This is a genomic window from Photobacterium aphoticum (genome assembly GCF_001029435.1).
GTDB classification, from domain to species: Bacteria; Pseudomonadota; Gammaproteobacteria; order Enterobacterales; family Vibrionaceae; genus Photobacterium; species Photobacterium aphoticum.
The window spans coordinates 1-323 of the sequence record NZ_LDOV01000056.1; the positions used below are offsets into that span (position 1 = coordinate 1).

The 323-nt window shown below is 50.2% G+C and carries 2 tRNA genes; both read right to left on the reverse strand.

The features are described from left to right. Positions 1-52: 52 nt before the first annotated feature. A tRNA-Lys gene (locus ABT58_RS22765) sits at positions 53-128 on the reverse strand. Position 129: 1 nt separating this feature from the next. Further along, positions 130-205: transfer RNA gene (locus ABT58_RS22770), tRNA-Glu, on the reverse strand. Between the last annotated feature and the right edge of the window lie 118 nt (positions 206-323).

The following is a 323-nucleotide window of genomic DNA, read 5'->3' on the forward strand; positions in this document are numbered from 1 at the left end:
TCCCAACTGAGCTAATCGCCCACGATAGTTTTAATTCCTTCGTGAGAAAGAATGGTGGGTCGTGCAGGATTCGAACCTGCGACCAATTGATTAAAAGTCAACTGCTCTACCAACTGAGCTAACGACCCGTGGCGTCCCGTAGGGGAGTCGAACCCCTGTTACCGCCGTGAAAGGGCGGTGTCCTAGGCCTCTAGACGAACGGGACACTGTTCGTACTTAATGTTGTTGGGCAACACTAAGTGGCTCTCTACATTTCAACCATACAATCTGTGTGGACACTGCATAAAACAGCAGTCTATCGTTTAAGGAGGTGATCCAGCCCC